The sequence below is a fragment of the Micromonospora alfalfae genome (assembly GCF_022230925.1).
Taxonomy (GTDB): domain Bacteria; phylum Actinomycetota; class Actinomycetes; order Mycobacteriales; family Micromonosporaceae; genus Micromonospora; species Micromonospora alfalfae.
Genome location: NZ_JAKKFH010000024.1, coordinates 17,214 through 36,666 on the forward strand (window position 1 = coordinate 17,214; position 19,453 = coordinate 36,666).

Here is a 19,453-nt window from a genome sequence, read left to right on the forward strand (position 1 = left end):
CGTCGTCCATCGACCGGTCGTCCGGCCACACCCGCACGAGGTGCCGGAATCCGACGGCCGCTGGCATGCTGGTCGGGTGAATGAGACCTCCCCGGGACAGGAATGGCGGGTGCCGTCGAGCCTGCCGGCGGCGAAGCTGGCCGGCGCCGTCCTGCTCGTCGCGCTCGGGCTGCTCTTCGCCGACGGCGACGCCGTCCGCCTGGCGTTGGCCGTCCTGGCCGCCGCCGCGCTGGCCGGCTGGGCGGTACGTGACCTGGTCGCCCCGGTCCGATTGGCGGTGGATCCGGCCGGGCTCACAGTCATCCACGGCTTCGCCGGTCGGCGGCTGCTGCAGTGGTCGTCGGTCGAGGCGATCGCCGTCGACCGGCGACCCCGACTGGGGCTGACCAGCGAAACCCTGGAGATCGACGCGGGCAACTCGCTGCACCTGTTCGGCCGGTACGACCTGGGGGCCACCCCGGAAGAGGTGGCCACCGCCCTGCGCGCCGCCCGCCCGGTCAGGTGAGGTGCCGCCCGCCCGGTCAGGTGAGCAGGGCGGCGGTCCGGAAGAGCACCAGCGCGAGCAGGATCAGCAGGATCAGCGCCCCACCGGTGACCTGCACCAGCGTGCGCCGACCACGCGGCGCGTACGCGAGCACCAACGCCATCAACGCGCCGACCACCAGCCCGCCCAGGTGCCCGGGGATCGAGATGCCCGGCACGGCCAGCGTGAACACCAGGTTGATCACCAGGATCGGGATGATCCGGGAAATGTCCCGGCCCAACCTGCGCTCGATGATGATCAGCGCGGCGAAGAGACCGAACACGGCCGTCGACGCGCCGACGGTGGCCGCCCGCGGGCTGCTGAACAGGTAGGCGGCCACGTTGCCGCCGAGGCCCGCGATCAGGTAGAGCGCGGCGAACCGCGCCCGCCCGAGGTTGGCCTCCAGCGACCGGCCGAGGATCCACAGCGCCCACATGTTGAGCAGCAGGTGGAGCACGCCGTAGTGCAGGAACATCGCCGTGACCAGCCGGTACCACTGGCCCTCGGCGATCCCTCCCAGCGTGTAGTCGGAGAGGTAGGCCCGGCCGAGCACCGCACCCCACTCGGTCAGCGGCGTGCTGCCACCCATCAGGCCGCCGAAGCCGGAGCCGCCCACCGCCGCGTCCCCGCCCCGGGCGGAGGCGATGGAGACCAGCAGGAACAGCACGTTCAGCGCGATCAGCGCCTTTGTGACATAGCCGTGCCGGCCGGCCGTACCGCCGCCGAAGGCGGTACGCGCCGGCCGGACACTGCGACGCCCCTCGTCGACGCACTCCGGGCACTGGTGCCCGACCGAGGCATCCCGCATGCAGTCCGGGCAGATCGGCCGGTCACAGCGGGTGCACCGGACGTAGGTCTCCCGGCCGGGGTGCCGGTAGCAGACCGGGGTGGTCGGCGGAGATTCGCTCACCGGGCCGACCCTCCCGCCGCCACCACACGGTCCACCGGCACCGGCCGTGCTCCGGAGCGCTCAATCATGCGAGCAAAGGTACCTCGCCAGTCACTCAGGAAGCGGACCGCTCGATCTCGACCCGCTCGATGACGACGTCCTGGAGCGGACGGTCGCTCGGACCGGTCGGGGTGCTCGCGATCGAATCCACGACCTTCACCGACTCCTCGTCGGCGACCTGGCCGAAGATGGTGTGCCGGTTGTTGAGGTGCGGCGTCGGGGACACGGTGATGAAGAACTGCGAACCGTTGGTGCCCGGTCCGGCGTTCGCCATCGCCAACAGGTACGGACGGTCGAACCGCAGCTCCGGGTGGAACTCGTCGGCGAACTTGTAGCCCGGTCCGCCCCGGCCGGTGCCGGTCGGGTCGCCCATCTGGACCATGAAACCGCTGATCACCCGGTGCGAGATGGTGCCGTCGTAGTACGGACCACTGCCCGGCTGACCGGTGCGCGGGTCGGTGTACTCACGGTTGCCCTCGGCCAGGTCGACGAAGTTGCGGACGGTCTTCGGCGCGTGGTTGGGGAAGAGCTCCAGCCGGATCGGGCCAGCGTTGGTGTGCAGGGTGGCGTAGACAGCCTCGGCCACGGGTACTCCTCACTCGTTGGTCAGTTCCATGCGGATCCTCCCATGTGCCCGATCTGGCATCGCGGAGGCATCCGAAGGTGGAGGATGACGAAGGAACAACTCCCAGGAGGTAGGACCGTGTTTGGATTCGGGCGGCGTAAGTCCCAGGGGCAGCAGGCCTTGGCCGAGCTGAACCAAAGCATCAACCACCTGATGCTGGCAGCCAACCACGCCGCGAAGGGCGCTGGCGCGACCGTCGGCCCGCGGGTCCAGGTGGCCCGGGGTTACGTCGCACCGACCGCCGCGTTGGTACGCGACCGCGCGTCGACCGGCTGGGGGACCACTCTCACCACGCTGGCACCGCTGGCGGCGGCTGCTCGTGACGGCGCCGCGCAGGCAGGGCCGCTGACCAGGAAGGCCAAGTCGAAGACCATGCGGATCACCGGTAAGAAGAAGCAGCCGCGTCGTCGCGGCTCGATGATGACCGGCCTGTTGGCGGCGGGTGCCATCGCCGGCGTGGCCGGCGCGGTCGCGCTGCGCCGCCGCCGGGAGCAGCAGGAGTGGGCCGAGTACGACCCGACCCGCAGCACCCTGGAGCCGATGCGCGACGAGGTCGACTCGATCGAGGTGCGTACGCCGTCCGCGGCCCGGGGGTCCGACGGGTCCGCCATGTCCGGCGCGGCGGGGATGACCGGCGCGGGCAGCTCGGCGGTGGCCAGCGGCTCCAGCGCCAGCACCACCACCCCGGCCAAGCAGACCGGTGTCCGCCCGACCGACAAGGTCCCGTCGGTCGCCGAGGGCGCCACCGACGTCTCCGGTCGGCCGACCGACGACCTCACCAAGGCGCTGGGCAAGGACACGGCCCGCACCAACGGCCGCCGCTGAGGTCACCAGCAGCGCATCGGGCGCCGGCGAGTGGGTCCCCCACCTCGCCGGCGCTTCCGCCTGAGCGGCGCTGTCGCAGGGATCAGAGCCAGCCGTTGCGGCGGAACCAGCGGTAGAGGGCCAGTGAGACGCCGAGCATGAGGGCGAGGGCCACCGGATAGCCGTACGTCATCTTCAGCTCGGGCATGTTGTCGAAGTTCATGCCCTCGACGCCGGCGATGGAGGTCCAGACGGCGGCGATGGCCGCCCACGCGGCGATCTTGCGCATGTCGTTGTTCTGGTCGACGGTGACCTGGGCCAGCCGCGCCTGGAGGATCGAGTTCAGCAGGTCGTCGTAGGAGTTCACCTGCTCCACCGTGCGGCTCAGGTGGTCCTGCACGTCCCGGAAGTACTTGCGGATCTCCTTGGGCACGTCCCGGTTGACCTGGGAGGTCAGCGTCATCAGCGGCCGTTGCAACGGCACCACCGCCCGCTTGAACTCGACCAGCTCCCGCTTCATCTGGTAGATCCGCTGGATCCGCCCGTGGCCGTGCCGGTCGAAGACCTCCGCCTCCAGCACGTCCAGGTCGTCCTCGATCTGCTCGGCCACCTCCAGATAGAGGTCGACCACCCGGTCGGTCACCCCGTACGCCACAGCCCACGGGCCGTGCAGCAGCAACTCCTGTTTGGTCTCCAGGTCGGCGCGGATCGGGGCGAGCCGGCAGGCATCGCCGTGCCGGACGCTGATCACGAAGTTCGGGCCGATGAAGAGCATCACCTGCCCGGTCTCCACCACCTCGGAGTTCTCGGTCAGCTCGGTGTGCTCGCAGTAACGGGCGGTGCGCAGCACCAGGAAGACGACGTCGCCGAACCGCTCCAGCTTGGGGCGCTGCTCGGCCTTGACCGCGTCCTCGACCGCCAGCTCGTGCAGGCCGTAGGTCTCCGCGATGGCTGTCATCTCGGCCAGCTCCGGCTGGTGCAGACCGATCCAGACGAAGCCGTGCTCCTCGCGGCGGGCAGCGGCCAACGCCTCCGCGTAGGTCCAGTCGCCGGGCTGACGCCGGCCGTCGACGTAGAGCGCGCAGTCGACCACGGCGCTGCGGCCGGTGCCGGTGCCCGTCGGGGCCGGCACGGGCGGCGAACCGTCGGCGTTGAGGATCCGGGTCATCGCCCGGACCGGGGAGGGCCACGCCCGAGGTCGCAGCACCCGACCGGTGGTCGACGGTGCCGTCCGGTCCCGCTCTGTCCGATCCGTCATCGCGTCACCTCCCGCGCTCAGCTGCGGCTTGCAGGCTACGCCGATCGCGGTCGAGGACCGGTGTGACGGCGGTCGCGTGGGGCGGCGCCGGGCGGGCCGGGCCGCATCGGGGGGTGTGCGGGGGACGACACGGCCCACCCGGCACCTGTGGGGGCGGGAGGTTGTGCTGCCGCGTCAACCCGGCGGGGCCGGCCCGGAGGCCGGGCGGTGAACTCCGCAGTTGGCGGGGTGACGCTCGCAGCATTGTGGGCCAGCCGGCCGCCCGCAGGGGAGACCCGGGACGGCCGGCATCGTCGTTCTGTCAGGAACCCGACAGTTAAATCAGCTGCGGACGGCCTCGACGGCCGAGGCGAGCCGCCGGACACCCTCGTCGATCCGGTCGGCGGTCACCGCCGAGAAAGCCAGTCGGAGCGCGTGCCGGCCGCCGTCCAGCATGAAGTCGCTGCCCTTGACCACGGCGACCCCGCGTTCGGCCGCCGCCGGAGCGAGCCGGTCGACAAGCACGTCCTCGGGGAACTCCACCCAGAGGAAGTAGCCACCGTCGGGCTCCACGAACCGCGCCTGCGGCAGGTGCCGGCGCAACGACTCGGCGAGCACCTGGGACCGCTCACCCAACGCCGCCCGGACCGTCTCGATCGAGCGGTCGATGTCACCGGAGACGCAGAACTGGTGCACGATCGCCTGGGACACCATCCCCGGGGAGATGTAGAGGCTCGTCGCGTTCTTCGCGATGGAGGCGATCAGGTCCGCCGGGCCGACCAGGTAACCGACCCGCACACCCGGGCAGACCGTCTTGGTGAAGCTCGACGCGTGCACCACCACATTGCGGGTGTCCAGCGAGAGCATCGACGGCAGCGCCTCGCCCCGGAAGCGGACATCCGCGTACGGGTCGTCCTCGAAGATCGTGAACTCGTACTCGGCGGCCAGGTCGAGCAGCTCCCGGCGCTTCTCCTCCGAGAGCGTCATGCCGGCCGGGTTCTGGTAGTTCGGGATGACGTGCGCGAGCCGGGGGCGGACCCCGGACTCCAGCAGCTTGCGCAGCTCGGCGGTGTCCAGGCCGTCCGGCTGGACGGCGATGCCGTGCAGCTCACTGCCCATCCGCTGGAGGTTGAGCAACGTCCGGTCGTACGTCGGGCGCTCCACCACCACCGCGTCGCCGGGGCGGACCAGGTGGTCGAAGAGGAACGCGTCGGCCTGAAGCGACCCGTTGGTGACCAGCACCTGGTCGGCCTCGACCCCGTGCTTCTCGGCGATCCACTTTCGCAGCGGAAGGTACCCGACGGAGGTGCCGTACGCCGTCACCCCAGCGGGGTCGGCGTCGAAGGCGCGTACGGCGGCGGCCTTGAGCCCCTCGACATCGACGATGTCCAGCGAGGGAGCCCCACGGGCAAAGGAGATCAACTGCTCGGCGGTCATGGATATTGAGCGTACGGGCGGCGGCGGGGGACGCGCGGTCGGCACGGCGATGTCCGCATCCTGAGCCACCGGGTCGGGTGACGGCACTCCACCGGTCGGCGGCAGATCAGACCGGAAGGGCGAGCGCGTCGTGCTGCGCGGCCCGGGAAAGCCCCTCCAACTGCACGCCGAGCGCGTCGAGGAGCTGACTCCAGTCGAAGTAGGAGCGCCAGGCGGTGATCCGGCCCTTGCGGGCCCGGACCACGTCGGCCACCTCCCAGCTCACCAGCCTGCCGGTGGGCGCGACGGTGCCGTACGGCGAATGCAGGGTGCCGGTGTGGGTGCCGGTCAGCCGCAGCTCGACAGCGGCGCCACCGCCGGTGCGGACCGCGCCCATCGGGTCGACCCGCAGATCCGGAAAGGCGCCGGTCCAGGTACGCAGCAGCGCGGGCAGCTCGATCGGACGGACCGTCACGCCCGGCATGGCGTAGAACGCCTCCGGGGCGTAGAGATCCGGCAGCCGGGCCACGTCCCGACGCAGGAGCATCGCGTACTGCTGCTCGACCAGCCGCTCCGCGTCGCGCATCGGGACCTCCCCCACGGGCCACGGCACCTCCGCGCCCGCAAGGGATGTCTACCCATCGATCCGGCCCCGCACACCACTCCCGGTCAGGTCGTGGCGACCGCCTGGCTCTCCGACCAGACCCGCATGATGTCCCGCACGGAGATCACGCCGGCCACCTCCCGGCCGTCGAGCACCACCAGGTGCCGGAATCCGCCCCGGGCCATCGCGGCGGCGGCCTCGGCCACCGTCCACTCCGGCCCCGCGTAGACCACGTCCCAGGTCAGGTGGGCGCCGGTGCGTTCCACGTCGCAGTCGAGGCCGGCGCCGATGGCCTTCAACACGTCACGTTCGGTCATGATCCCCACGCCCTCGGAATCGGGGTCGATCACGACCGCCGACCCGACACCGCGGGCCGACATCATCCGGGCCGCCTGGCGGAGCGTGTGCTCCGGACCGACGACGAGGACCTGGCTGGACATCGCATCCCGTACCTGCATCACACATCACCCCTTTGGGACGGTGGCATTCGGTACGGACATGGTGGTCGGTGGATGTTTCCGGGACAAGAGCGGCATCGCACAAGCTGCGGACGCTGGCTACTGTCGGATGGTGTCCACCGAGCCCCTGCGCTGCGCCGGCGCGCTGATCGTCGACCATGACGGCCGCATCTTCTTTCAGCGCCGCTCACCACACCGACGCCTGTTTCCCAACTGTTGGGACATCGTCGGTGGCCACGTGGAGCCGGGCGAGGACATCGACGAGGCACTGCGCCGGGAGATCACCGAGGAGACCGGCTGGGTTCTCTCCCACGTCCTGGGCCAGGTGGGCGAGTACAGCTACGTCGGCGACGACGGCCTGGCCCGGACCGAGTACGACTTCCTTGTCCGCGTCGACGGTGACCTCGACCGCCCGATGCTGGAGGCCGGCAAGCACACCGAGTACCGCTGGCTGGCCGAGCACGAGGTGACACTGCTCGACGAGCACCGCGACGTCAACGACGGGCTGATCCGGCGGATCGCGGAGGAGGGCTTCGCCGTCCTGCGGTCGATCGGTCTGTGAACACCGTCGAACTGGCGCCCCACCGGATCGCCGGGCTGCTCGCACCTGCCGTGGACCGGACCTTCCGCGCCGGCATCCTGGCCGGCCGGGACGGTGGTGGCGCCGAGTTGTCCCAGCGCTACGGCGGGATCACCGCCACCGGCTTCCTGGTCGACCTGCGCACCCGGCTGGCCGCACCCGGTGGCACTGTCGACGGGCCCGGGTTCGCGGCGATCACCCGCTACCAGGACCCGGTCGCCTGCCGGCGGACAGTGGACAAGCAGGTGGCCCACGGGATGATCTACCGCGGCCCGGGCGGAGCCCTGTCCGCCACCGAGCGGGGTGCCGCCTTCCTCGCCGAGCTGTACCAGGTGCACGCCGAGGTGACCGAGGAGTTGTGGGCCGGCCACGACGACCGGGTGGCCCGGCTCGTGGCAATGCTCGGCCGACTGCTGTCGTACGCCCTGGTGCTGGCCGACGAGGAGGCGCACCCGGTCGCCTCGGCCTTCGCCGCGCTGGCACCCCCGTACGAGCCGGACGGCACCCCGTCGGGCGTCCTGCTGCTCAACCGGCTCAGCACGCTGCGACACCACCGGGCCGACGCGCACGCCGCCGCCTGGACCGCCGCCGGGCACACCGCGTCGAGCATCGCCGCCCTGCCGGCCGGTCCCGAGCGACTCGCCATCGAACTGGAGACCGACCGGCGGGCCGCCGGCCCGTACGCCACGCTCAGCGCGGAGGAGCGCCTGACAATGCTCGCCGACCTGGCGGCACTGCCCGGCTGACCGGTTGGCCGGAGCGGCGCACCCGGCCGGCGCTATCCTCCACCGGTGACGGGAGCAGGACTAGGGAGGATGTCGCGATGATCGGAATGGTGCTCGCGGCCGGAGCGGGACGACGGCTGCGCCCGTACACCGACACCCTGCCCAAGGCTTTGGTGCCGGTGGACGGCGAGACGACGATCCTGGACATCGCGCTGGGCAACCTCGCCGAGGTCGGGCTCACCGACATCGTGATCGTCGTCGGCTACGCGGCGGACGCGGTCGTCTCCCGCCAGGCGGAGCTGGAGAAGAAGTACGGGGTCACGCTCACCCTGGTGCACAACGACAAGGCCGAGGAGTGGAACAACGCCTACTCGCTCTGGCTGGCCCGGGAGTACTTCGCGCGTGGGGTGCTGCTGGTCAACGGGGACACCGTGCACCCGGTGAGCATCGAGAAGACCCTGCTGGCCGAGCGCGGCCCGGGCATCCTGCTGGCCGTGGACACCCTCAAGCCGCTGGCCGAGGAGGAGATGAAGACCACCTTCGACGCCGCCGGTCAGCTCACCCGCATCACCAAGATCATGGATCCGGGCGAGGCGTACGGGGAGTACATCGGCGCGACGCTGATCGAACCGCAGGTCGCCGACGCCCTCGCCGACGCGCTGGAGGCGACCTGGCGACGGGACCCGAACCTCTACTACGAGGACGGCTACCAGGAGTTCGCCGACCGGGGCGGGGAGGTGCGGGCGGCGCCGATCGGTGACGTCCCGTGGGTCGAGGTCGACAACCACGCCGACCTGGCCCGCGCGCGGGAGATCGCGTGCCGCTACTAGCTCGGAGCGTCCTCACCCCGCTGCACATCGACGTGCGACGCGGGGCGGTCGCCGACCTGGGCGCGATCCTGGCCGACGGGCGGATCTCCTCCGGGGGCGACGTCGCGGTGGTGGTCGGCCCGGGTCAGGGCGCCCAGATCGCGGAGCTGATCCGACCGTCGCTGCGCTCGGCGGACGTGTTCACCGTCTCCGGCGGGACGCTGGACGCGGCCGACGACCTGGGCGGCAAACTCCGCGCCAGGTCGTACGACGCGGTGGTCGGCATCGGTGGCGGCAAGACCATCGACGTGGCCAAGTACGCGGCGACCCGCCGAGGGCTGCCGATGGTGTCCGTGGCGACCAGCCTCGCCAACGACGGGATCGCCTCCCCGGTGGCCAGCCTGATCACCGACGGGATCAAGGGCTCCTACGGCGTCCACATCCCGATCGGGGTGATCGTCGACCTGGACTTCGTGGAGAGCGGCCCGGACCGGCACAACAGGGCCGGCATCGGCGACGTGATCAGCAACATCAGCGCGCTGGCCGACTGGGAGCTGTCCCGACAGGTACGCGGTGAGCCGGTCGACGGACTGGCCGCCTCCCTCTCCCGGGCAGGTGCCGAGGCGGTGCTCAACCACCCGGGTGACATGAGCGACGACGCCTTCGTGATCGTCCTCGCCGAGGCGTTGATCTCCAGTGGCCTGGCGATGGCTGTCGACGGCACCAGCCGCCCGTGCAGCGGCGGCTGCCACGAGATCATGCACGCTGTCGACTCGCTCTTTCCGGGGACCGCCTCGCACGGCGAGCTGGCCGGGCTGGGTGCCCTGTTCTGCACCTGGCTGCGCGGAGACCTCCGCCGCTTCGGGGAGATGTCGGCCTGCCTCGCCCGGCACGGTCTGCCCCGGCTCCCCGCCGAGGTGGCGCTCACCGACGACCAGTTCATCGAGGCGGTGCAGTTCGCGCCGCGTACCCGGCCGGACCGGTACACCATCCTCGAACACCTGGCGCTGTCGCCTACCGAGACCCGGGAGCGGCTGGCAGACTACGCCGGTGCAATCCGCGACCAGCTTGGCTGACCCCCGTCCCACCGTCGCCGACTTCCACCGGGTGAACCGGGGCGGCGGCCTGTTCAGCGAGTCGATCAGCCAGTGGCTGGGGGCCGTCTTCGCGCTCGTCGCCCAGCGGCTCGGGCTGCGACCGACCGCGTTGACCATCACCAACCTGGTGCTCGGGCTGGCCACCTCGGTCACCGTGGTGGCGCTCGCCGGCCCGGTCGCCGCCGGGGACGTACCGGCCTGGGTGGTCGGCCTGCTCGCCCTGGTCGGCTGGCAGGTGGCGTACTCCCTGGACTGCGCGGACGGGCAGCTGGCCCGGGTGACCGGCCAGGGCAGCGCTGCCGGCGCGCGCGTCGACGTGCTCTGCGACGTGGCCGCGCAGATCGCCCTGGTGGCAGCGCTGGCCGCCACCGCCGTGGCGCAGGAGCCGGGCACACCGACCTGGCTCGTGGCCACGTTCGCGGGCACCTGGATGGTCAACCTGGTGACGTCGGTGATGCAGGCCGGCCCGAACGCGGCCAGCATGGTCACCTCGACCTCGCTGCCGGTGCGCCTGGTGAAGCTGGTCCGCGACTACGGCGCTGTGGTCTTCGTGGCCGCCGTGGTGCTCGCCGTGGCCCCCGCGCTGGTCCTCTGGGTGATGGTCGCCTTCACCATCGTCAACGGCGGTTTCCTGCTGGCGAGCATCGCCTTCTCCGCCCGTGCCTCCCTGCACTGACCCGACCAACCTGCCGTAGGGCGTCACACGCGACGCCCTACTCCTCCTGGCTGCTGCGCTGGTGCTGGGCGTGGGTTCGTCGACTGTGTCTCGTTCGAGAGCCGGAGTGACCTCCGGCATAAAACAGGACTCCGGGACTCCTCTTTACATAGGGTCCTTCTGTGCGCCTCAACCGCTCCACTGACATCAGCCTTCGCATCCTCATGCTGGGTGCGACACGCAACGGACTGCTCACCATCGACGAACTGGCCGATTGTCTGGCGGTGCCACGGCACCATCTCGCCAAGGTCGTGCAACGGCTGCAGCACCTGGGCCTGCTGGAAACCGTGCGGGGTCGTAGCGGTGGGGTCCGCCTCGCCGCCGCCGCCAGCTCGGCATCGATAGGCGGCCTAGTCCGGGACCTGGAGGGCGAGAGTGAGGTTGTCGACTGCGACGGCGACCCGGCCTGCCCATTGAGCCGCGGCTGCCTGCTTCGGGGTGCCCTGAGCCGCGCACAAGAGGCGTTCTATGCCGCCCTCGACCCGATCACGGTCGGCGACCTCGCCGCACCGCCGGCCCGGCAGATGCTGCTGAGCCTCGGCCGCGCCTGATCGTCACACCGATCCCTTCATCGGAGGAACACGGAACAATGCTCTCCGCAACCAGCGTCCCGGTCATCGAGGCGACTCTTCCCGTCGTCGGCCAACACATCGACACCATCTCCGGCGTCTTCTACGACACGATGCTCGGCGAGAACCCCGATCTGCTCAATCTGTTCAGCCGTAGCGCACAGGCGACTGGCGAGCAGAAGAGCGCCCTGGCGGGCGCTGTCGCCACCTTCGCCGCTCACCTGGTCGGCGTCGGCCCGGATGCCTCGGTCTTCGAGCACATGACGGAGCGCATCGCACAGCGGCACTGCGCACTGGGTATCCGACCGGAGCAGTACACGATGGTCGGGAGATACCTCATGGGAGCGGTGGGGACCGTTCTCGGCGATGCGGTGACTCCGGAGGTCGCCGCCGCGTGGGACGAGGTGTACTGGCTGTTCGCCTCCCGGCTGATCGGACGCGAGGCACGCCTCTACGCCGAGGCCGGTGTGCACGGCAACGACCCGTGGCGTGAGTACGTCGTGGCGAACAAGATCACTGAGGCGCGCGACACCGTGTCCTTCATCTTGACCCCGACCGCCGGGGGCACCGTGCCCGACTTCCTGCCCGGTCAGTACGTCACAGTCGCCGCGGACCTTCCCGACGGCACACGACAGCTGCGGCAGTACTCCCTGTCACAGGCCGCCCCCGGTCGTACGCTGCGGATCACGGTGCGCCGGGTGCGCGGGATCGGCGGAGCTCCGGACGGCGTCGTCTCCGGCTTCCTGCACGACCACGTCGGCATCGGCGACCACCTGCGCCTGAGTTCGCCGTACGGCGAACTGACGCTGCGCGACAGCGACGCGCCGCTGGTGCTGGTGAGCGCGGGCGTCGGTATCACTCCGATGGCCGCGATCCTGGACCACGTGGCGCGCACCCAGCCAGCCCGCGACGTCACGGCAGTACACGCCGACCGCAGTGTCGAGCGGCACCCGCTGCGCGCCGACATGTACACCAACGGCTCGCGCCTGCGGTCCTTCCGAAACCTCGTCTGGTACGAGGAGCCGGCAGACGTCCCCGGTGCCAACGTCGGCTTCGTCGACATCGACGCCATCCCGCTCCATCCAGATTCGGTGGTCTACCTCTGCGGCCCGGTTCCGTTCATGCAGCTGGTCCGCGCCGGTCTGCACCGCCGTGGACTGCCCGACGAGCGGATCCGCTACGAGGTCTTCGGATCCGAGCAGTGGCGCCCCGCCCCGGCGGCCGTCCCGGCCTGATCGGGCCGCCGGGAACTCGTCGAGGCGACCCCGCCCGATCTGACCGCCGAACTGGTCCGTCGAGCTCGCCAGCGGGCGGGCTCGACGGGTGTCCGGGCCGCCCGGACCGGCGCGGGTGGATCAGGTGCGGGTGGGGGTGTGGGTCAGGCCCGTGTAGATGTCGAGAAGCTTCTTGGTGACCACGTCCGGGTGAAAGATCCGCTCGTAGCGGGCGCGGGCGGCCAGGGTGAGCTCGGACGCGCCGGCCCGGGCCACCGGCAGGGCTGCCGCCAGCGCGGCCGGCTCCGGAGCCACCACCCAGCCGGCCTCGCCGAGGCCGATCCCGGCCGGCAGGACCGGCCCGCCGCCCCCGGCGACGGCCGAGGCGACGGCGGCCGGGCCGGTGCCGGCGGGCTCGTGCGGGGCGTCGGCCCCGACCAGGTACGGAATGCCGCCCAGCGCCGTACCGAGTACCGGTCGGCCGCTCGCCAACGCCTCGATGATCACGGTGGGCAGCACGTCGTGCCACATCGCGGCGGCGATGACCACAGCGCTCGCCTCGACCGCTGCCCGCACGCCGGCCCGGTCGAGCTGACCGAGATAGACCACGTCAGGTCGCTCGGCGGCGGCTGCCTCCACCAGGTGGCGCAGCTCGCCGTCACCGGCCACCCGCAGCGTGCCCAGCGAACCCACCGGGTGCCGGCGCCAGGCGTCCAGCAGCAGGTCGACGCCCTTCTCCGGGGAGAGCCGGGCCATGTAGAGGAACCCGTCACCGAGCGGCGCCGGCCGACCCGGGTCGGGTACGGAGTTCGGCTTCACCACGATGCGTTCGTCCGGAATGCCGTATTCGCGGAGGTGATCGGCGATCGCCGAGGTGAGCGCGATGTACCGGTCCACCGAGCGCCAGGTGCCCCGGTGCACGGCAAGGGTGGTCGCCATCAGCGCGCTCTGCACCGCCGAGTCGCGGTAGCAGCGGTGCTTGATCGCCGGCACACCCAACGCCCGGCCCTTGCAGTCCTGACAGATCACGCCGTCACGGAAGTAGATCCCCGACGAGCAGACCTGCCGGTAGTTGTGCACCGTCTGCACCACCGGCACGCCGTGCCGGTGCGCGGTCCGCACCACCCAGGGCGAAATCAGGGGGTACGGGTTGTGCAGGTGCAGAACGTCCGGTCGGTGCTCGGTGAGCAGTCGGCTCAGGTCATGTTGGGCGCGCGGCGCCCAGATCGGCGAGATCGGCAGCAGCGCCTTCGCCGCCGTCGACATCGACGGGATCTCGTCCGAACTGCGAATGAAGGGCAGCACCTCGACGCCAGCGGCGGTGAGCTGGGCGATCTCCGAGTCGACGATCGTGTTCTCACCGGAAGGCTGGGCTTCCCGGTACCGGTTGTGTGCCACCACGATTCTCACGGGAAAGAAGGCTACCGTTGTGTCGTGCCCGAACTACCGGAGGTTGAGGCGCTCGCGGGTTACCTGCGTCAGCGCGCGGTGGGGCGGCGCGTCGATCGGCTGGAGATCGCCGCGATCAGCGCCCTGAAGACGTACGAGCCGGCACCGACCGAGGTCGCCGGCCGGGCGGTGGTCGACGCCAGTCGGCACGGAAAGTTCCTCGACGTCCTCTTCGAGGGCGGCCTGCACCTTGTGGTGCATTTGGCGCGAGCAGGCTGGCTGCACTACCGGGAGGCGTTCCCCGCCACCACCCCGCTGCGTCCGGGCAAGGGTCCGATCGCGGTGCGGGTACGCCTGGATGACGGTTCCGGCTTCGACCTCACCGAGGCCGGCACCCAGAAGAAGCTTGCCGCATATCTGGTCACCGACCTCGCGACGGTCCCCGGGGTGGCAAAGCTGGGCCCGGACGCGCTCGCCGCGGACCTGCCCCTCTTCGCCGAGCGGCTGCGGAGCAGGCGGGGGCAGGTCAAGGGGGTGCTGACCGACCAGTCGGTGCTGTCCGGGGTGGGCAACGCGTACTCCGACGAGATCCTGCACGCCGCGAAGCTGTCCCCGTTCGCGATCACCGATCGGCTCACCGACGCCCAGATCGCCACTCTGCACGCCGCCACCCGGCAGGTCCTCGGCGACGCGGTCGAGCGCTCCCTCGGGCAGCGGGCCGCAGAGCTGAAGGGCGAGAAACGCTCCGGGCTGAAGGTGCACGCGCGCACCGGCCTGCCCTGCCCGCTGTGCGGGGACACAGTGCGCGAGGTGTCGTTCGCCGATTCCAGCCTCCAGTACTGCCCCACCTGCCAGACCGGCGGCAAGCCGCTCGCTGACCGTCGGTTGTCTCGCCTCGTACGGTGAGTAATTGCACTTCAGGCCTACGGAGCGGAATCGCCCTCCCTGAGCGGAAGCTCCGGTCCGCCCTTCTCGCCACGCGCGCATCCATCGGTATAGTGGCCCGGTCCCCGGCTTCTGAAATGGTGCGGAGCCGGCCAGATCCCGCCAGCACCGTCGGTCGCCAATCTCCTTCGGGGCGACGACCGGTCGGGGCCCGCGTGGGAGACTGGGACGGTGGGCGACCCGGGCCTTCACGCCGAGTGAGCGGCCCGTGTCATGCGGGAGGACATGGGTGAGGTGACGGCAAGCCTCCAGCGCCCGGTAACCAACGAAGGCCGGAGCAGACTCGTGCGGCACGTCGACAGCTTCGAGATCCAGCCGCCGACGCCGCCGTCCCACAACGGCGTTCCTCGGTCGGCGTGGACGAGGGCGCGACGCCGTGTCTCCCGCTGGCACCGCCCCTACATCGCGATCCTGCTGCTGCTCGACTTCGGCGCGGCGGCGTTCGCCAGCTGGATCGCGATCCAGCTCTTCGACCAGGCTGCCTCCGGTTTCTCCGGCACCCAGCAGGACCCGACCTGGTTCCACACCGTCTCCTACCTGCTGCTTCCGCTCGGCTGGGTGGTGATCCTCTGGAGCAACCGGGCCTACGACCGGCGCTACCTGGGGCTCGGCCCGGACGAGTTCAAGCGGGTGATCCGGGCATCGGTGACGGTGGCCGCGAGCGTCTCCTTCCTCGCCTTCTCCACAGTCACCCAGCTCTCCCGTTTCACAGTGGGCACGGCACTGGTCGGCGCGACGCTGTTGATCCTCTGGGGCCGTTTCGTGGCCCGCTGGGCGCTGCACTACATCCGGCGGCGGGCCGGCCAGGCCGCTCACCGGATGGTGCTGGTCGGCACCCTGCCCGAGTGCCTGGAGGTCTACGCGGCGGTCACCCGCAGCCCGGCCGCCGGGCTGATGCCCGTCGCCATCCACATCACCGACGGGTACGCGGCGGCCCGAGGCATGCCGACCCCGGTTCCGGTGTACGCCGGACGCGACGTCCTGGCCCTGGTCCGTGAGGTCGGTGGGGACACCATCGCCGTCTGCGGGTCGGCCAGCGCGGAGCCGGGCGAGTTGCGCCGGCTGGCCTGGCAGCTGGAGGGTTCCGGCGTCGACCTGGTTGTTGCCCCGCAGCTCACCGACATCGCCGGCCCCCGGGTGCACATCCGGCCGATCGAGGGTCTGCCGCTGCTGCACGTCGAGGAGCCGACCCTCTCCGGGCCGGCGCTGCTGGCCAAGAACCTGATGGACCGGGTCGCCGCCGGTCTCGGCCTGCTGCTGCTGATTCCGCTCTTCCTGGCCATCGCCGTGGCAATCCGGATCTCCGACCCCGGCCCGGTCTTCTTCCGCCAGCCCCGGGTGGGGCACGAGGGGCGCACGTTCCGGGTGTGGAAGTTCCGGACCATGTACGTCAACGCCGAGGACCGGCTGGCCAGCCTTGTCGATCGGAACGAGACCGACGGCATGCTGTTCAAGATGAAGGAGGACCCTCGGGTCTTCCCGGTCGGTCGCTTCCTGCGGGCCACGTCGCTGGACGAGCTACCGCAGCTGATCAACGTGCTGTGGGGCGAGATGTCGCTGGTCGGGCCCCGCCCGCTACCGGCCGACGACGGTGACTTCCTGGGTGACGTGCGGCGTCGACTGCTGGTCCGCCCCGGCATGACCGGGCTGTGGCAGGTCTCCGGCCGCTCCGACCTGTCCTGGGACGAGTCGGTCCGACTGGACCTCTACTACGTCGACAACTGGTCGCTCGCGTACGACCTGAGCATCCTGTGGCGCACCGTCGGGGTGGTGCTCGCCCGCAAGGGCGCGTACTAGAGGGGTTGGCGCGCCGGCTCGCAGGGGCGAGGATCGCTGCGTGGCTGCCAACCTCTCCGCCGTGGTCGGCGTCGTCTCACTCGTCACCGCGTTGACCGCGGCCCTGCTGGCGGTGCTGCGGCTGCGGGCCCGCCGTGGCATCGCCACCGCCACCCAGCGGGCCACCTACGAGGTGCTGCACACCGCCGGCCTGGCCGCCGAGCCGCTGCGAGCGGGGTTGAGCGAGGCGGGCGCGGCGAAGGCCGTACGGCATCTGCGGGCGCTGGTGGGCGCGGTCGGGCTGGCGCTCACCGACGCCGACCGGCTGCTGGCCGTCGACGGGCGCGGCACGCACCACGGAGAGCAACTGCTCGCGGCGGCTCGGCGGACGGTGGACAGCGGCCGCTCGACGGTGCTGGGTGAGCAGGAACTGCACTGCGACCGGGTCGACTGCCCGGTCCGCGGGGCGGTGGTCGCGCCGTTGCTGGGGGCGGACGGCCGGGTGGTGGGCGCGCTGGTGGCGGTCGCCGACAGCCCGCCGCCTCCGGGGTTGGTGCAGGCCACCCTGGAGACGGCGCACTGGGCCGGCAACCAGCTCGCCCTGGCCGAGCTGGACTCGTCGCGGGAGCGACTTGCCCGCGCCGAGATCCGCGCGTTGCGGGCGCAGATCAGCCCGCACTTCATCTACAACGCGCTGACCGCGATCGGCTCGTTCGTCCGCACCGACCCGGAGCGGGCCCGGGAGCTGATCCTGGAGTTCGCGGAGTTCACCAGGTACTCGTTCCGGGCGCACGGGGAGTTCACCACGCTGGCCGAGGAGCTGCGGTCGATCGACCGCTACCTGACCATCGAGCGGGCCCGGTTCGGCGACCGGTTGCAGGTGCGGTTGCAGATCGCCCCGGAGGTGCTGCCTGTGACGCTGCCGTTCCTCTGCCTCCAGCCGCTGGTGGAGAACGCGGTTCGCCACGGGTTGTCCCGCAAGCCGGGCACGGGCATGGTGAGCATCGAGGCCCGGGACGCGGGAGCCGAATGCCACATCACGGTGGAGGACGACGGAGTGGGAATGGATCCGACCACGCTGACCGCCGGCATCGCCGAGTTGGCCCGCGGCACCGGCGACCCTGGCGACGACACGGGCCAGCACGTCGGCCTCTCCAACGTCGACGAGCGGTTGCGCTCTGTCTTCGGGGACCGGTTCGGCCTGGTCGTGGAGACCGGCTTGGGCTCGGGCACGAAGGTGAGCATGCGGGTGCCGAAGTTCCACCCGGGCGTGCGGGCAGGGTCGTGAGCGAGCGGGCCGGGACGGGTGCGGTGAACGCGTCCGGTTTCCTGCGCGTCCTCGCTGTGGACGACGAGCCGCCAGCGCTCGACGAGCTGGCGTACCACCTGCGGGCCGACCCCCGGGTGGCCCGGCTGCACACTGCCGGGGATGCCACCGAGGCGCTGCGGCTGCTTCGCGACGGCGACGTGGACGTGGTCTTCCTGGACATTCGGATGCCCGGCCTGGACGGCATGGAGCTGGCCCGGGTGTTGCGCCGCTTCGCTCGACCACCGGCGATCGTGTTCGTCACCGCTTACGACGACGGCGCTGTGGACGCCTTCGATCTGGGTGCCACCGACTACGTGCGCAAACCCGTTCGGGCCGACCGGCTGGCCGAGTCGCTGCGTCGGGTGATCGGTTCGCGGGTGGTGCCGTCGCACCCGGCGGCGCTGGCCCGCGCGGAGGAGGACCCGACCATTCCCATCGAGTTGGCCGGCACCACCCGGATGCTGCCGCGCTCGGCGGTGCGCTGGGTGGAGGCGCAGGGCGACTACGCCCGGCTGCACACGGCGGACGGGTCGCACCTGGTGCGGGTCTCGCTGGCCACGCTGGCGGAGCGGTGGGCCGATGCCGGTTTCGTCCGGGTGCACCGGTCGTACCTGGTGCAGTTGAAGTTGATCGCGGAGTTGCGGCTGGTCAACTCCGGCTACGTGGTGGTGATCGATTCGACCGAGCTGCCGGTGAGCCGGCGGCACACCCGGGAGCTGAAGGACAAGCTGGTCAGGGCCGCGAAGCAGGATTGGAGTCGCTGAGCCGGGAATGAAAGCAGCCCTACCGTACGTTGTACGCTAGTCCGTACGACTTCCGGGAGGCCTGCCGTGACCGAGACCCCGTTCGACGCCAAATCCGAGTTCGACAGCCAACTCGACCGACTGGTGCAGCTCGGTTACCCCGCCCTCGCCGGGCTGACCGAGAGCACCTTCCGCGACCTGGTCGCGCCACTGCGGGCCAGAGCGGTCGAGGGCACCGCCGGGCTGCCCGCCCCCACCGACGCCCGGGTGCCGTTCCTGCTGGTCACCACCCGAGACCTGATCGGTGTGCCGGAACGGGTGGAGCTCACCACCCTGGCCGGCAAGCGCAAGCCCGGCGTCGTCGACCGGAACTACGCCGAGGACGACCTGCCCCGCTTCGATCCGATCAAGGAGCTGGAGGTACCGGCCGGTCCGGCGTACCTGCTCTTCGACGTCGACCGGGGCGAGGAATTCCGCAACGTGGCACCGGCCACGGCCATGGAGGGGATCACCGCTCAGGGCCGGTTGCCGCTGAGCATCGACGAGGGGCTCGCCTTCATCACGCTGCACCCGGCCGCGCTGGCGAGCAACAGGTGCTTCTCACTGGTCGGCTCCCGGTGCGGCGACAAGCGGGTGCCGGCGCTGTGGATCAGCCAGGGTGCACCCAAGCTGGGCTGGTGCTGGTACGGCAACCCGCACACCTGGCTCGGCTCCGCCTCGGCCCGACCGGAGCGCATCGGCCTGGAGTGACAGTCAGCCGCCGATGATCGACACGGGTTCCCGAAAGTCGGGCCATCCCGCCGGCCGGATGGCCCGACTTCCGCACCTCGATTGGATCAAACCCGGCGGGTCAGAAGGTCGGTTGTCCACAACGAGGCGCCGGAGTTCGCACACGCCAGCCGGCATGCTGCCCGAGTTATCCACAGCCGCGACCGGTTCTCCACAGGTTATTCACAACGCAAACCA

Annotated in this window: 21 protein-coding genes; 14 read left to right on the forward strand and 7 right to left on the reverse strand. The window is 71.0% G+C overall.

Annotated features, from left to right (window positions below; all coding sequences use genetic code 11):
* The first annotated feature begins 76 nt into the window (after window positions 1–76).
* Entirely contained in the window at window positions 77–505 is a 429-nt protein-coding gene (locus MED01_RS19350; protein ID WP_238669974.1) for a PH domain-containing protein, read from the forward strand.
* Between the two features lie 16 nt (window positions 506–521).
* Here the strand turns inward: MED01_RS19350 and MED01_RS19355 are convergent, their stop codons facing one another.
* The gene (locus tag MED01_RS19355) at window positions 522–1,433 is read right to left on the reverse strand and encodes a rhomboid family intramembrane serine protease (RefSeq protein WP_238669975.1); all 912 of its coding nucleotides are present in this window, start codon (window positions 1,431–1,433) and stop codon (window positions 522–524) included.
* Between the two features lie 94 nt (window positions 1,434–1,527).
* Window positions 1,528–2,058 (reverse strand): peptidylprolyl isomerase, encoded by a 531-nt coding sequence (locus MED01_RS19360; protein ID WP_124859782.1) that lies wholly within the window; start codon window positions 2,056–2,058, stop codon window positions 1,528–1,530.
* An 84-nt stretch (window positions 2,059–2,142) separates the two neighbouring features.
* On the opposite strand from MED01_RS19360, the gene MED01_RS19365 reads away from it, so the two are divergent.
* Complete coding sequence (locus MED01_RS19365) at window positions 2,143–2,922, forward strand: hypothetical protein (protein ID WP_238669976.1); 780 nt, start codon at window positions 2,143–2,145, stop codon at window positions 2,920–2,922.
* A gap of 82 nt (window positions 2,923–3,004) precedes the next feature.
* On the opposite strand, the gene corA is transcribed toward MED01_RS19365, so the two are convergent.
* From corA to MED01_RS19385, 4 genes are all read right to left on the reverse strand, one after another.
* Window positions 3,005–4,159, reverse strand: coding sequence for a magnesium/cobalt transporter CorA (gene corA, locus MED01_RS19370; RefSeq protein WP_238669977.1), 1,155 nt, complete (start codon window positions 4,157–4,159; stop codon window positions 3,005–3,007).
* 321 nt (window positions 4,160–4,480) lie between these two features.
* A complete protein-coding gene (locus MED01_RS19375) occupies window positions 4,481–5,575 on the reverse strand; it encodes an aminotransferase-like domain-containing protein (protein ID WP_238669978.1) in 1,095 nt (364 codons plus the stop codon).
* A gap of 106 nt (window positions 5,576–5,681) precedes the next feature.
* A complete protein-coding gene (locus MED01_RS19380) occupies window positions 5,682–6,140 on the reverse strand; it encodes an ester cyclase (protein WP_124770741.1) in 459 nt (152 codons plus the stop codon).
* Window positions 6,141–6,223: 83 nt separating this feature from the next.
* Window positions 6,224–6,616 carry a CBS domain-containing protein gene (locus MED01_RS19385; RefSeq protein WP_030487774.1) on the reverse strand — a complete coding sequence of 131 codons (393 nt, stop codon included), beginning with the start codon at window positions 6,614–6,616 and terminating at the stop codon, window positions 6,224–6,226.
* A gap of 109 nt (window positions 6,617–6,725) precedes the next feature.
* On the opposite strand from MED01_RS19385, the gene MED01_RS19390 reads away from it, so the two are divergent.
* From MED01_RS19390 to MED01_RS19420, 7 genes are all read left to right on the forward strand, one after another.
* The gene (locus MED01_RS19390) at window positions 6,726–7,178 is read left to right on the forward strand and encodes an NUDIX domain-containing protein (protein ID WP_238669979.1); all 453 of its coding nucleotides are present in this window, start codon (window positions 6,726–6,728) and stop codon (window positions 7,176–7,178) included.
* On the forward strand, window positions 7,175–7,942 hold the full coding sequence (locus tag MED01_RS19395) for a hypothetical protein (RefSeq protein WP_238669980.1): 768 nt from the start codon (window positions 7,175–7,177) through the stop codon (window positions 7,940–7,942). The genes MED01_RS19390 and MED01_RS19395 overlap by 4 nt, the downstream gene beginning before the upstream one ends.
* Window positions 7,943–8,019: 77 nt before the next feature.
* A complete protein-coding gene (locus MED01_RS19400) occupies window positions 8,020–8,751 on the forward strand; it encodes a phosphocholine cytidylyltransferase family protein (RefSeq protein ID WP_238669981.1) in 732 nt (243 codons plus the stop codon).
* On the forward strand, window positions 8,739–9,806 hold the full coding sequence (locus tag MED01_RS19405) for an iron-containing alcohol dehydrogenase family protein (protein ID WP_179781433.1): 1,068 nt from the start codon (window positions 8,739–8,741) through the stop codon (window positions 9,804–9,806). Before MED01_RS19400 ends, MED01_RS19405 begins: the two co-directional genes overlap by 13 nt.
* On the forward strand, window positions 9,781–10,503 hold the full coding sequence (locus MED01_RS19410) for a CDP-alcohol phosphatidyltransferase family protein (RefSeq protein WP_238669982.1): 723 nt from the start codon (window positions 9,781–9,783) through the stop codon (window positions 10,501–10,503). The genes MED01_RS19405 and MED01_RS19410 overlap by 26 nt, the downstream gene beginning before the upstream one ends.
* A gap of 161 nt (window positions 10,504–10,664) precedes the next feature.
* Complete coding sequence (locus MED01_RS19415) at window positions 10,665–11,093, forward strand: RrF2 family transcriptional regulator (RefSeq protein ID WP_238669983.1); 429 nt, start codon at window positions 10,665–10,667, stop codon at window positions 11,091–11,093.
* 38 nt (window positions 11,094–11,131) lie between these two features.
* Window positions 11,132–12,346: a globin domain-containing protein gene (locus MED01_RS19420; protein ID WP_238669984.1), complete on the forward strand. Its 1,215-nt coding sequence runs from the start codon at window positions 11,132–11,134 to the stop codon at window positions 12,344–12,346.
* A 120-nt stretch (window positions 12,347–12,466) separates the two neighbouring features.
* Here the strand turns inward: MED01_RS19420 and MED01_RS19425 are convergent, their stop codons facing one another.
* Entirely contained in the window at window positions 12,467–13,735 is a 1,269-nt protein-coding gene (locus MED01_RS19425; RefSeq protein ID WP_238669985.1) for a glycosyltransferase, read from the reverse strand.
* Between the two features lie 24 nt (window positions 13,736–13,759).
* Between MED01_RS19425 and MED01_RS19430 the strand changes: the two genes are divergently transcribed.
* The 5 genes from MED01_RS19430 to MED01_RS19450 all read left to right on the forward strand — a co-directional run bounded on the left by MED01_RS19430 (window position 13,760) and on the right by MED01_RS19450 (window position 19,237).
* Window positions 13,760–14,620, forward strand: coding sequence for an Fpg/Nei family DNA glycosylase (locus tag MED01_RS19430; protein WP_238669986.1), 861 nt, complete (start codon window positions 13,760–13,762; stop codon window positions 14,618–14,620).
* 264 nt (window positions 14,621–14,884) lie between these two features.
* Entirely contained in the window at window positions 14,885–16,456 is a 1,572-nt protein-coding gene (locus MED01_RS19435; protein WP_186718385.1) for a sugar transferase, read from the forward strand.
* 40 nt (window positions 16,457–16,496) lie between these two features.
* Complete coding sequence (locus tag MED01_RS19440) at window positions 16,497–17,723, forward strand: sensor histidine kinase (RefSeq protein ID WP_238669987.1); 1,227 nt, start codon at window positions 16,497–16,499, stop codon at window positions 17,721–17,723.
* 23 nt (window positions 17,724–17,746) lie between these two features.
* A complete protein-coding gene (locus MED01_RS19445; protein WP_238670054.1) occupies window positions 17,747–18,508 on the forward strand; it encodes a LytR/AlgR family response regulator transcription factor in 762 nt (253 codons plus the stop codon).
* A gap of 66 nt (window positions 18,509–18,574) precedes the next feature.
* The gene (locus MED01_RS19450; RefSeq protein WP_238669988.1) at window positions 18,575–19,237 is read left to right on the forward strand and encodes a DUF5701 family protein; all 663 of its coding nucleotides are present in this window, start codon (window positions 18,575–18,577) and stop codon (window positions 19,235–19,237) included.
* Window positions 19,238–19,453: the final 216 nt, after the last annotated feature.